The organism is Streptomyces sp. NBC_00223, assembly GCF_036199905.1.
In the GTDB taxonomy this organism is placed as follows: domain Bacteria; phylum Actinomycetota; class Actinomycetes; order Streptomycetales; family Streptomycetaceae; genus Actinacidiphila.
The window spans coordinates 4,174,443-4,186,996 of record NZ_CP108109.1 but is presented as its reverse complement, the minus strand read 5'-3'; the positions used below and the strand labels follow the sequence as shown (position 1 = coordinate 4,186,996).

The window sequence follows — 12,554 nt, the reverse complement described above, 5'->3', positions numbered from 1 at the left end:
GTTCCGCACCCGTCCCACGGCGCCTCAGACCGAGGGCGGACGCGGCGAGTTGTCCCGGCCCCGCTTACTCCGCCCGACGGTTCTCGATCTCGCCGACCGCCCAGCGCGCCCATTCCTCCCGCATGGCCGTCAGACGCAGACCGAACTCCAGGGCGAGGCGCCCGTACACCGATATGTCGTCGTCCCCCCAGTCCACGGTCCCCTCCAGGTCCTGGAGCGCGGTGTGCTCCGCGGCGGCCCGGGACGCCTCAAGACCGAGATACGCGGTGGCCTCCACCGGAGTGAGAACGCCGAGGAAGAACACCCGCAGCAGCATCTCGCTGCGGCGGGTCCGCTCGGGCTCGGTCCCGGTCAGCCAGTGCCGCAGCTCGGCCAGGCCCTCGTCGGTGATGGCGTACTCCTTGCGCCCGCGCGGACCCTCCGCGGACACCGTGAGCAGACCCGACGCGGCCAGCTTGCCCAGCTCGCCGTAGACCTGGCTCTGCGTGGCCGGCCAGGCGTTGGCGAGCGACGTCTCGAACAGCTTCATCAGGTCGTAGCCGCTGGCCGGACGCTCGGCGAGCAGCCCCAGGACCGCGTGGCGAAGGCTCATGGAAGACATCTTACCTTCCACTCTTGACAGGTCAACAGGAGACCTTCTACTTTTGACCTGTCACCAAGAAAACAACGGCCCGTCACAACCCGTCGGCCGACCCCCGTGAACGCAGAAACCCCCGCCCCGGGTTTCCCCGGGACAGGGGTCCTGATCACTGTGCGCGAGGGGGGAGTTGAACCCCCACGCCCTTTCGGGCACTGGAACCTGAATCCAGCGCGTCTGCCTATTCCGCCACCCGCGCATGGGTGTTGTCGCTCGAACCTCTCACACCGGGAACCGGCCGGTTCCGATGGTGTGGGATCGCCTCCCGACATGCAGAAGATTAGCACGGTGCCAGGAGTGGAATCACATCCGTTTCGGCGCGGGGCGGGCATGGTGGGAGCACCCCGGGGGAGGCGGAACGGAGCGGGCGTGGCGGTGCGGGACACTGGGGACACTGGACTGGGGACCGGTGAATGGGGAACGAGGGACAGACACCGCATCTACCATCGCAGTGGGCAGGGGATGGGCAGGCGCGGCGCGGTGTGAGGGTTGACACTGCCCTGTCCAGCAAGATCGGGGAACCAGCTCTTTTTCCCACGCGTGGATACGATCAGTGAGCAGTTTCGGAAATGACTCGTAAGGAAGGCCCCGAGGAGGGAGGTGCCCGGTGGGTGTACTGAAGCGCTTTGAGCAGCGGCTGGAAGGCCTGGTGAACGGCACCTTCGCCAAGGTGTTCAAGAGCGAGGTCCAGCCCGTCGAGATCGCCGGCGCGCTCCAGCGCGAGTGCGACAACAACGCGACGATCTGGAACCGGGACCGCACCGTGGTGCCGAACGACTTCATCGTCGAGCTGAGCGCCCCGGACTACGAGCGGCTGAGCCCGTACTCGGTGCAGCTCGGCGACGAACTGGCCGGCATGGTCAGGGACTACGCCAAGCAGCAGCGCTACACCTTCATGGGCACCGTCAAGGTCCATCTGGAGCGGGCCGCCGACCTCGACACCGGTCTGTACCGGGTCCGCAGCCGCACCCTGGCCTCCAGCGAGTCCCAGCACGCGCAGCCGGGCCACCCCGGCCAGCCGCAGCCCTCGCACCAGCAGGGCCCCCCGGCCCAGCAGGCGCGTCCGGGCTACCCGCAGCCCCAGCAGCCGGGACCCGCCGCTCCGCAGCGCCCCGCGGCCCCGCCGCCGATCCCGGCGGGCCCGCCCCCCGGGGCGGGACCCCGCTCCGGCCCGGCGCCGGTGACCCGGCTGCCCGGCACCGGCGTCCCTGCGGGCTCCCCCGCGGCGAACGCCCGCCGGTGGATCGAAATCAACGGCACCCGCCACCAGATCTCGCGCGCGACCCTCGTGCTCGGCCGTTCCACCGAGGCCGATGTACGGGTCGACGACCCCGGCGTATCGCGCCGGCACTGCGAGATCCGGGTCGGTACGCCCTCCGTGGTCCAGGACCTCGGATCAACAAACGGCATCGTGGTGGACGGACAGCACACCCAGCGCGCTACGCTCCGCGACGGCTCCCGCATTGTCGTGGGGAGCACCACCATCGTGTACCGGCAAGCCGAAGGGTGAAGCGGGGGCAATGTCAGAGCTGACCCTGACGGTCATGCGGTTGGGTTTCCTCGCCGTGCTGTGGCTGTTCGTGATCGTCGCAGTACAGGTCATCCGCAGCGACCTGTTCGGAACCCGGGTGACCCAGCGCGGCGCGCGCCGCGGGGACGACCGCTCACGTCCGCCGCAGCAGCGGCAGCAGCAGGCACCGCCGGCCGCCCGCCAGCAGCCGCAGAACAACCGCCAGCGCCGCGGTGCCCCCACCAAACTGGTGGTCGCCGAGGGCTCGCTGGCCGGCACCACCGTGGCGCTCCAGGGCCAGACCATCACCCTGGGCCGCGCACACGACTCGACGATTGTGCTCGACGACGACTACGCGTCCAGCAGGCATGCCAGGATCTACCCGGACCGCGACGGACAGTGGATCGTCGAGGACCTGGGGTCCACGAACGGCACCTATCTGGACCGGAACCGGCTGACCACGCCCACGCCGGTCCCGTTGGGTGCGCCGATCCGCATCGGCAAGACCGTCATCGAGCTGCGGAAGTAGTCGCACAATGGGGCAGCGGAGCCACGACGCGCGAGCGAGAGGGTGGGCAGCGTGCGGATGTACCCGGAGCCGACGGGGGAGGTACGCATGTCTCTGAGCCTGCGTTTCGCCGCCGGTTCGCACAAGGGCATGATCCGCGAGGGGAACGAGGACTCCGGCTACGCCGGCCCCCGTCTGCTCGCGATCGCCGACGGCATGGGCGGCCAGGCCGCCGGTGAGGTCGCCTCCTCCGAGGTGATCTCCACCATCGTCACGCTCGACGACGACATTCCCGGCTCCGACATCCTCACCTCGCTGGGCACGGCCGTGCAGCGCGCCAATGACCAGTTGCTGCACATGGTCCAGGAGGACCCGCAGCTGGAGGGCATGGGCACCACCCTGACCGCCCTGCTGTGGACCGGGCAGCGGCTCGGTCTGGTCCACGTCGGCGACTCCCGCGCCTATCTGCTGCGCGACGGTGTGCTGACCCAGATCACCCAGGACCACACCTGGGTGCAGCGGCTCGTCGACGAGGGCCGGATCACCGAGGAAGAGGCGACCACCCACCCGCAGCGCTCCCTGCTGATGCGCGCGCTGGGCAGCGGCGAGCGCGTCGAGCCCGATCTGTCGATCCGCGAGGTCCGGGTCGGCGACCGCTATCTGATCTGCTCCGACGGCCTGTCCGGCGTCGTGAGCCACCAGACGCTGGAGGACACCCTCGCCGGCTACCAGGCGCCGCACGAGACCGTGCAGGAGCTGATCCAGCTCGCCCTGCGCGGCGGCGGCCCGGACAACATCACCTGCATCGTCGCCGATGTCCTCGACACCGACGACGGCGACACGCTGGCCGCGCAGCTCAACGACACCCCGGTCGTGGTCGGCGCCGTCGCCGAGACCCAGCTGCCGCTGAGCGACCCGCGCCACCTCCAGACCCCCGCCGGCCGCGCCTCCGAACTCGGCCGCACCCCGCACCAGGCCGGCCCGCCCGGCGCCTTCGGCCCGCCCGGCAGCGGCGAGCCGGTCCCCGGCGGCGGCCCGCTCGGCTCCTTCGGCGCCTATGACGACTCCGACTTCGACAAGCCCGGCAAGCGCGCCTGGCTCAGGCGGAGCCTGATCACCGTGGCCGTGATCGCGGTGATCGGCGGCGGCCTGTACGGCGCGTACGCCTGGACCCAGACGCAGTACTACGTCGGCGCCAAGGGCGACCATGTCGCCGTCTACCAGGGCATCGACCAGAAGCTCGCCTGGATCAACCTGTCGAAGGTCCACAACGACCGCACCGACGTCAAGCTCAAGTACCTCCCGGCCTATCAGCGCAAGCAGGTCGAGGACACCATCGCCGTCGGCAGTCTCGGCCAGGCCGACGACAAGGCCGACGAGCTGGCCCAGCAGGCCGGTGTCTGCCAGAAGGTCGCCGACTCCAAGACCGTCACCGACAAGGCCAAGGACGCCACCAAGGCTGCCGAGGACCAGGTCGGCGCGGGCGCCGCCACGGGCTCGGCGGGCGCCAAGCCCGGCGCGAAGAAGAGCACCACGAGCGACACCCCGACGACCGCCCCGACCCCGTCCCTGACGCCCGACGAGAAGAAGCTGGCCCAGCAGTGCGGTTCAGGCCAGCAATAGCACGGGGACCAGCAGGAGGAGCCGGCTCGTCATGAGCGCCAGCAACACCACCACCATCACGTCGATCGGCGCGCCCAACCGACGCAACACCGAGCTGGCCCTGCTCGTCTTCGCCGTGGCCATCCCGGTGTTCGCGTACGCCAATGTCGGGCTCGCCAAGAACGACGCGGTGCCCGCCGGGCTGCTCGGCTACGGTCTCGGGCTCGGTCTGCTCGCCGGCGTCGCCCATCTGCTGGTCCGCAAGTTCGCCCCGTACTCCGACCCGCTGATGCTGCCGATCGCCACTCTGCTCAACGGCCTCGGCCTGGTGCTGATCTGGCGGCTCGACCAGGAGCCCCGGCTGGGCAGGGCCATGGCGCCCAACCAGCTGATGTGGTCCACCCTCGGCGTCGCCCTGTTCGTCTGCGTGCTGGTCTTCCTCAAGGACCACCGCATCCTCCAGCGCTACACGTACATCTCGATGTTCGCCGCGCTGATCCTGCTGGTGCTCCCGATCTTCTTCCCCGCGGTCTACGGCGCCCGGATCTGGATCACCATCCCCGGAGTCGGTTCGCTCCAGCCGGGAGAGTTCGCGAAGATCATCATCACGGTCTTCTTCGCGGGCTATCTGATGGTCAAGCGGGACGCCCTCGCGCTGGCCAGCCGCCGCTTCATGGGTCTGTACCTGCCGCGCGGCCGCGACCTCGGTCCGATCCTGGTCATCTGGGCCATGAGCCTGCTGATCCTGGTCTTCGAGACCGACCTGGGCACCTCGCTGCTCTTCTTCGGCCTCTTCGTGATCATGCTGTACGTCGCCACCGAGCGGACCAGCTGGATCGTCTTCGGCCTGCTGCTCAGCTCGGCCGGAGCGGTCGCCGTCGCCTCCTACGAGTCGCATGTGCAGGTCCGCGTCCAGAACTGGCTGCACCCGCTGGCCCTCCAGCACGGCGACGTCACCGAGACCGCCCAGGCGATGTACGCCTTCGGCTCCGGCGGCCTCTTCGGCTCCGGCCTCGGCCAGGGCTACTCCCGGCTGATCGGCGGCATCGCACCCAAGAGCGACTACATCCTGGCCACCGTCGGCGAGGAACTGGGCCTGGCCGGACTGATGGCCATCCTGCTGCTCTACGCGTTGCTCATCGAGCGCGGCATACGTACCGCGCTGGCCGCCCGTGACCCCTTCGGCAAGCTGCTCGCCATCGGTCTGTCCGGCGCCTTCGCGCTCCAGGTCTTCGTCGTCGCGGGCGGCGTCACCGGGCTCATTCCGCTGACCGGTATGACCATGCCGTTCCTGGCCCAGGGCGGCTCCTCGGTCATCGCCAACTGGGCGCTGGTCGCGATCCTGCTGCGGATCAGCGACACCGCCAGGCGGCCGGCCCCCAGCCCCGCCCCCTCCCCCGACGCCGAAGCGACCCAGGTGGTGCGTACCCAGTGAACAAGCCCCTGCGACGGGTCGCGGTCTTCTGCGGTCTCCTCGTCCTCGCCCTGCTGCTGCGCGTCAACTATGTGCAGTTCGTCCAGGCCGACCAGCTCTCCAACGACGTGCACAACCGCCGGGTGGCCATCAACCAGTACGCCCAGCCGCGCGGCGACATCATCGTCGACGGCAAGGCGATCACCGGTCACACCACGACCACCGGCAGTGACTTCAAGTACAAGCGCACCTACACCAACGGTCCGATGTGGGCCCCGGTGACCGGGTACGCCTCGCAGGCGTACGGCACCACCATGCTGGAGGGCGTCCAGGACAAGTTCCTGACCGGCGACGACGACCGGCTGTTCTTCAACCGCACGATCGATCTGCTCACCGGCAAGGAGAAGAAGGGCGGCAACGTCGTCACGACGCTGAACGCCAAGGCGCAGGAGGCCGCGTACAAGGGGCTGGGCGCCAAGAAGGGCGCGGTCGCCGCGATCGACCCGCGCACGGGCGCGATCCTCGCCCTGGCCAGCACCCCGTCCTTCGACCCCTCGACCATCGCGGGGAACTCGCAGACCGACGCCAAGAACTGGGTGGCGCTGGACAAGAAGAACGACCCGGACGACCCGTCGCTCAACCGGGCGCTGCGCCAGACCTACCCCCCGGGCTCGACGTTCAAGCTGGTCACGGCCGCGGCCGCGCTGGAGACCGGGAAGATCACCGACATCGACAAGGGGACGGAGTCCCCGGACCCGTACACCCTGCCGGGCACCACGGTCCCGCTGCCCAACGAGGGCAACATCCCGTGCAAGAACGCCACGCTGCGGATCGCGCTCAGGTACTCCTGCAACAGCGTCTTCGGCAAACTCGGCGCCGACATCGGGCTCAAGGACATGACCGACGAGGCCGAGAAGTTCGGCTTCAACCAGGAACAGTTCGTCCCGGTCCGGGCGAACGCCGGCAACTTCGACACCAAGATGAGCCCGGACCAGGTCGCGCTGTCCTCCATCGGCCAGTTCGACACCGCGGCCACCCCGCTGCAGATGGCCATGGTCGCCGCGGCGATCGCCAACAACGGCACCCTGATGCAGCCCTACGAGATCGACAAGCTCGTCGCCCCCAACCTGAGCACCATCGCGCAGACCAGCCCCAAGGAACTGTCGAAGCCGCTGTCGCCGGAGAACGCGCAGAAGCTCCAGTCGATGATGGAGACCGTGGTCAACGAGGGCACCGGCACCAACGCCCGGATCCCCGGGGTCAAGGTCGGCGGCAAGACCGGCACCGCGCAGCACGGTCTGAACAACGACCAGAACCCCTACGCCTGGTTCGTCTCCTACGCGATGACCGACCAGGGGTCCCCGGTCGCCGTGGCGGTCGTGGTCGAGGACAGCTCCGCGAACCGCTCCGACATCACGGGCGGCGGGCTGGCCGCGCCCATCGCCAAGAAGGTCATGGAGGCGGTCCTCAACAAGTGAGACAAGCGTCACCAGGGACGCGGGAGCAGCCACTACGGCGTGCGCGGGCCGCCTCCAGATACCGGTCAGGTATCAGCGGACGGCCGGGGCGGAGTTGCGCGGGATACGCCCGGTAGCGTATTCCCGAGCAGGCGCAGGGCATGGGTTAACGCGATCCGGGTCAACGCGACTCGATCTGAGAACGGGTTTGAGGAGAGGGCAGAGCTATGGAAGAGCCGCGTCGCCTCGGCGGCCGGTACGAGCTGGGCTCGGTGCTCGGCCGTGGTGGCATGGCCGAGGTGTACCTCGCCCACGACACCCGACTCGGCCGCATGGTCGCCGTGAAGACGCTGCGGGTGGACCTCGCCCGTGACCCGTCCTTCCAGGCCCGCTTCCGCCGTGAGGCCCAGTCCGCCGCGTCGCTCAACCACCCGTCGATCGTCGCCGTGTACGACACCGGTGAGGACTATGTCGACGGGGTCTCGATCCCGTACATCGTCATGGAGTACGTGGACGGCTCCACCTTGCGCGAGCTGCTGCACTCCGGGCGCAAGCTGCTGCCCGAGCGGGCCATGGAGATGACCGTCGGCATCCTCCAGGCGCTGGAGTACAGCCACCGCGCGGGCATCGTGCACCGGGACATCAAGCCGGCCAACGTCATGCTGACCCGGACCGGTCAGGTCAAGGTCATGGACTTCGGCATCGCCCGCGCGATGGGCGACTCCGGTATGACCATGACCCAGACCGCGGCCGTCATCGGCACCGCCCAGTACCTCTCCCCCGAGCAGGCCAAGGGCGAGCAGGTCGACGCCCGTTCCGACCTGTATTCGACGGGTTGCCTGCTCTACGAGCTGCTGACCGTACGGCCGCCCTTCGTCGGCGACTCACCGGTCGCGGTGGCGTACCAGCACGTGCGCGAGGAACCGCAGCCGCCGTCGGTGTACGACCCCGAGGTCACGCCCGCGATGGACGCGATCGTCCTCAAGGCGCTCACCAAGGACCCGAACTACCGCTACCAGTCGGCCGACGAGATGCGGGCCGACATCGAGGCGGCGCTCGACGGCCAGCCGGTCGCCGCGACCGCCGCGATGGGCGTGGCCGGCTACGGCTACCCGCACCAGTACGGCGACGGTGGCCAGACCACCGCGCTGCCCCCGCAGACCGACGCCCAGCACACCTCGATGCTGCCCCCGATGCGGGACGACGACGGGGGCTACGGCTACGAGGACCGCCCGGACCGGCGGCGCCAGAAGAAGAGCAACAACACCTCCACGGTGCTGCTGGTCATCGCCGGCGTCCTCGTCCTGGTCGGCGCGATCTTCCTCGGCAAGGCGGTCTTCGGCGGTGACTCGCCGTCCGGCAACGACACCGTGCCGAGCTTTGTGAACAGCTCCATGGCCGACGCGCAGATCAAGGCCACCAATGTCGACCTGAAGCTCGTCAAGGGTCCCGCGGAGTACTGCGACAACGTGGAGAAGGACCTGATCTGCAAGCAGGCCCCCGCCGCCGACGCCCCGGTCCCGTCCGACAAGACGATCACGGTCACCCTGTCCAAGGGAGCGGCCCCGGTCGCGGTCCCGGACGTCACGACCGACAAGCTCACCGACGCCCAGCAGCAGCTGACCGACAAGGGCTTCACGTACTCCGTGAAGTACAAGACGTCGACGACCTCCGACCCGGACATCGTGCTGAGCCAGGACCCGTCGGGCGGCGAGAAGAAGGCCAAGGGCACCAAGGTCGTCCTCACCGTGGCGCAGGCCCCGAAGCAGGAGGAGGTGCCGAACCTCCAGAACATGACGGAGGACGCGGCACGCTCCCAGTTGCAGAAGGACGGCTTCACCAACGTCACCTCGTCGCGGCAGCCCTCGGACAGCGTCCAGGAGGGCAATGTGATCAGCCAGACCCCTGCTCCGTTCAGCGAGCAGACCCTGGACACGCAGATCGCCCTGGTCATCTCCAGCGGTCCGCAGCCGACGCAGCAGCCGTCGCCGATGCCGGACATCCGGAACAGGACCGTCGCGGAGGCCAGCGCGGCGCTACAGGGCCTGAATCTGGACCTCCAGATCTCGGTCCAGGGCAGCCAGGATCCGAACGCGCGGGTCTTCGACACCGACCCGCCGGCCGGGACGCCGCTCCAGGAGGGCCAGCCGATCACCCTCAAGGCGTTCGGCGGCGGCGGGGGCTGACCGTCGGCTGACCGATGAACGGTGAAGGGGCGGCCCGCACACGGTGTGCGGGCCGCACCTTCGTCATGCGGCGCTCTTCGACTGCCTCGGATGTGTCGCCTCGGCTCGGGTGCTATCTCAGCTCGGGCGGCGGCGTGCGCTGCGGGTCGACCTTCTCGGTGCGGACCAGCTGGCCCCAGACGATGTAGCGGTAACGCGAGGTGTAGACCGGGGTGCAGGTCGTCAGGGTGATGTAGCGGCCCGGCTTGGACTTGCCGGACTCCTCGGGGACCTGGTCGGTGACGGCCACGTTGTACTTCGAGGTCTGGTCGAGGATCTTGTAGACCTTGTAGACGTACCAGGTGTCCTTGGACTCGAAGACGACCGGGTCACCGTCGTGGATCTTGTTGATGTTGTGGAACTTGGCGCCGTGGCCGTCGCGGTGGGCGGCGAGGGTGAAGTTGCCGGTCTTGTCCCACGGCATCGCGGCGGGCGTCGGGTCGGTGTAGTAGCCGGCCACGCCCTCGTTGAGCACATCGGTCGAGGTGCCCTTCTTGACCAGCACCTCGAAGTTCCTGCCCATCGCCGGGACGTGCAGAAAGCCGATGCCGTCCTTGGTGTCGAGGCCGATCGCGGGCGCGTCGCTGCCCTTGTGGCCCTGGCCCTGCGCCCACTCCTGGCGGACCTTGTCGCCCGCCTTCCGCTCGTGGCGGTCCGCTATCACATTGGTCCACCACAGCGAGTAGGCGACGAACAACGCCAGGACGAGCCCGGCGGTGATGAGCAGCTCGCCGAGAACGCTGATGGTGGCCGCGACACGTCCCCGTCCACCGCGGTTGCTGGTCGTCACACTGTTCCGTTCTTCGAGTCGGGCTTCGAGTGCGGGCTCGACACAGCGACGCGCGAGCCCCCGGCTATTCGACCAGCGCGTCGGGCTTGCCCTTGCTGCGCGGCCGTTCCTCGATCAGCTTGCCCCAGACGATCAGCCGGTTGGTGCTGGTGAACTCGGGCGTGCAGGTGGTCAGGGTGAGATAGCGGCCCGGCCCGGTGTACCCGGAACCGACCGGGACGGGCCGCAGGACGCTGACATTGCTCGGCGGGGTCGACGGCAGCGACGAGGTGATCCGGTACGTGTAGTACGTACTGCCCGTCTCGACCACCACCTTGTCACCCGGCACCAGGTGGTTGATGTAGCGGAAGGGCTCACCATGGGTGTTGCGGTGGGCGGCGACCGCGAAGTTGCCGGTCTTGTCCCACGGCATCGCGGTGTTCAGGGCGCCGTCGTAGTGGCCGATCATGCCCTTGTCGAGCACCTTGTGCTTGGAGACGCCCTGCGCGATGGGCGCCTTGACGTCAAGCTTCGGGATGTACATGATCGCGAAGCCCTGACCGGGCGAGAAGGCGCCGGCCGCGCGTTCGGGGTCGCCCTGTTCGGTGTCCCACTGGTGTTCGAGGTGGTTGGAGGCGCTGTTGGCCTGCTGGTGGGCGCGGACGTTGGTCCACCACAGCTGGTAGGTGACGAACAGCAGCATCAGCACACCGGTGGTGATGAAGAGTTCGCCGACGATCCGGCTGGCGATGACCGCGGGGCTCTCCTTGGCCGCCTTGGCGGCCCTGCGCGCCTCGACCCGGCTCAGCGGACCGGCGGGCTCGGCTCCGGCGCGGCCGGGCGCGGCGGGGGTACGGTTCCGGGCCCGATGGCCGCCGCCCCCCTTCTGCGCGGCCTTGCGGCGGGCGGCCCGGCCGCCGTCCGAAGGGGGAGGCGCGAGCAGCGGGGCCGCGCCGGGATCCTCGGGGGCCTCGGGGTCCGCCGGGGGGTCCATCACCTCGGAGATCACCGGCAGCCGCGCGGTCTCCTCGACCCCGGCCCGCCGCGGGGGCTCGGGCCGCATGGGTCCGGCCTGCCGCGGGGGCTCGGGGCGTACGGGCTCGGCCTGCCGCAGCAGCTCGGGTCGTACAGCCTCGGGGCGTACGGCCTCGGGGTGCGGGGCCTGGGGCCCCTGCGGCGGGTCGGGGTGCGTGACCTCGGGGTGCGGCGGCTCCGGGCGCCGGTGCGAGGGACGCCGTACGAGGGCGGGGCTTACGGGCGGGGGGCTTACGGGCTCGGATCGTACGGGCGCGGGCGGCGGGGCGGGCTCCGGCGGTGCCTGCTGGGCGCGGAACCACGGCGACGCGGGCGCTTCCGGCGCGAGGGCCTCCGGAACGGCGGCTTCCGGCGCGGTAGCGGTCCCCGCCGCCTCCGCGTAGGCCGGGTAGTCCGGCGCGGCCGGGGGGTGGCCGGGCAGCGGGTCGTTGAGGGGGTCGTTCAGCTGCCCCACGACAGCGGCGAACTGCCCGGTGTCCTCGTAGGACATCGGGCCGTCGGCGGGACGCTCCGGCCGGAGCGTGGTCACGCCCCGGCCCTCCCCGTGGGACCGCCCGCCCCCACCACCGGGGCGAGCCCGCCCGAGCGGCCGACCGCACCCGGGTCACCGCATTCGGCGAGCCAGTTGGCGAGCATCCGGTGACCCCATTCGGTGAGCACCGACTCGGGGTGGAACTGCACACCCTCGACGGCGGCGTCCCGGTGACGCAGTCCCATGATGATCCCGTTCTCCGTCCAGGCGGTGACCTGCAACTCCTCGGGGAGCGTGGCGCGCTCGACCGCGAGCGAGTGGTAGCGGGTCGCGGTGAAGGGCGACGGCAGCCCGGTGAAGACCCCGGTCCCCTCGTGCGTCACGAGGGACGTCTTGCCGTGCAGCAGTTCCGGCGCGCGGCCGACGACCCCGCCGTACGCGACCGCGATGGACTGCACTCCGAGGCAGACGCCGAAGAGCGGCACTCCGGCTTCCGCGCAGTGCCGCACCATGTCGACGCAGACCCCGGCCTGCTCGGGGGTGCCGGGCCCGGGAGAGAGCAGCACGCCGTCGAATCCGTCGCGGGCGTGCCCCAGCTCGACCTCGTCGTTGCGCAGCACCTCGCACTCGGCGCCGAGCTGGTAGAGGTACTGGACCAGGTTGAAGACGAAGCTGTCGTAGTTGTCGACCACGAGAATGCGTGCGCTCATCGGACGGCGGCCATCCCGTTGTCGACGGTGACATCGTTGAAGGGCAGCAGCGGCTCCGCCCAGGGGAACACGTACTGGAAGAGGGCGTAGACGACGGCGAGGACCAGCATGAGGGAGAGCACTGCCCGCACCCATGAGTTACCCGGCAGATGCCGCCAGATCCAGCCGTACATGCGCTGCCTTCCTTGTGGTTCCCCGGAACAGAGTAAAGGGAG

At 69.7% G+C, this 12,554-nt stretch carries 11 protein-coding genes and 1 tRNA gene; 6 read left to right on the top strand and 6 right to left on the bottom strand.

Annotated elements, in window-relative coordinates:
• Positions 1-64: 64 nt before the first annotated feature.
• On the bottom strand, positions 65-592 hold the full coding sequence (locus OHA30_RS17645) for a PadR family transcriptional regulator (protein WP_328914809.1): 528 nt from the start codon (positions 590-592) through the stop codon (positions 65-67).
• A 160-nt stretch (positions 593-752) separates the two neighbouring features.
• A tRNA-Leu gene (locus OHA30_RS17640) sits at positions 753-836 on the bottom strand.
• A 408-nt stretch (positions 837-1,244) separates the two neighbouring features.
• Between OHA30_RS17640 and OHA30_RS17635 the strand changes: the two genes are divergently transcribed.
• The 6 genes from OHA30_RS17635 to pknB all read left to right on the top strand — a co-directional run bounded on the left by OHA30_RS17635 (position 1,245) and on the right by pknB (position 9,314).
• Entirely contained in the window at positions 1,245-2,147 is a 903-nt protein-coding gene (locus OHA30_RS17635) for a DUF3662 and FHA domain-containing protein (protein ID WP_328914808.1), read from the top strand.
• Positions 2,148-2,157: 10 nt separating this feature from the next.
• Positions 2,158-2,676, top strand: a complete 519-nt coding sequence (locus OHA30_RS17630) for an FHA domain-containing protein FhaB/FipA (protein WP_328914807.1) — start codon at positions 2,158-2,160, stop codon at positions 2,674-2,676.
• 57 nt (positions 2,677-2,733) lie between these two features.
• On the top strand, positions 2,734-4,278 hold the full coding sequence (locus OHA30_RS17625; protein WP_328917897.1) for a Stp1/IreP family PP2C-type Ser/Thr phosphatase: 1,545 nt from the start codon (positions 2,734-2,736) through the stop codon (positions 4,276-4,278).
• A 31-nt stretch (positions 4,279-4,309) separates the two neighbouring features.
• Positions 4,310-5,692, top strand: coding sequence for an FtsW/RodA/SpoVE family cell cycle protein (locus OHA30_RS17620; protein ID WP_328914806.1), 1,383 nt, complete (start codon positions 4,310-4,312; stop codon positions 5,690-5,692).
• Positions 5,689-7,149: a peptidoglycan D,D-transpeptidase FtsI family protein gene (locus OHA30_RS17615; RefSeq protein WP_328914805.1), complete on the top strand. Its 1,461-nt coding sequence runs from the start codon at positions 5,689-5,691 to the stop codon at positions 7,147-7,149. Before OHA30_RS17620 ends, OHA30_RS17615 begins: the two co-directional genes overlap by 4 nt.
• Before the next feature lie 206 nt (positions 7,150-7,355).
• A complete protein-coding gene (pknB, locus tag OHA30_RS17610; RefSeq protein ID WP_328914804.1) occupies positions 7,356-9,314 on the top strand; it encodes a Stk1 family PASTA domain-containing Ser/Thr kinase in 1,959 nt (652 codons plus the stop codon).
• A gap of 112 nt (positions 9,315-9,426) precedes the next feature.
• On the opposite strand, the gene OHA30_RS17605 is transcribed toward pknB, so the two are convergent.
• From OHA30_RS17605 to OHA30_RS17590, 4 genes are all read right to left on the bottom strand, one after another.
• Positions 9,427-10,143, bottom strand: a complete 717-nt coding sequence (locus OHA30_RS17605) for a class E sortase (protein WP_328914803.1) — start codon at positions 10,141-10,143, stop codon at positions 9,427-9,429.
• A 64-nt stretch (positions 10,144-10,207) separates the two neighbouring features.
• Positions 10,208-11,686 (bottom strand): class E sortase, encoded by a 1,479-nt coding sequence (locus tag OHA30_RS17600; RefSeq protein ID WP_443045090.1) that lies wholly within the window; start codon positions 11,684-11,686, stop codon positions 10,208-10,210.
• Positions 11,683-12,339, bottom strand: a complete 657-nt coding sequence (locus OHA30_RS17595; RefSeq protein ID WP_328914802.1) for an aminodeoxychorismate/anthranilate synthase component II — start codon at positions 12,337-12,339, stop codon at positions 11,683-11,685. Before OHA30_RS17595 ends, OHA30_RS17600 begins: the two co-directional genes overlap by 4 nt.
• Entirely contained in the window at positions 12,336-12,512 is a 177-nt protein-coding gene (locus tag OHA30_RS17590) for a hypothetical protein (protein ID WP_328914801.1), read from the bottom strand. Before OHA30_RS17590 ends, OHA30_RS17595 begins: the two co-directional genes overlap by 4 nt.
• Between the last annotated feature and the right edge of the window lie 42 nt (positions 12,513-12,554).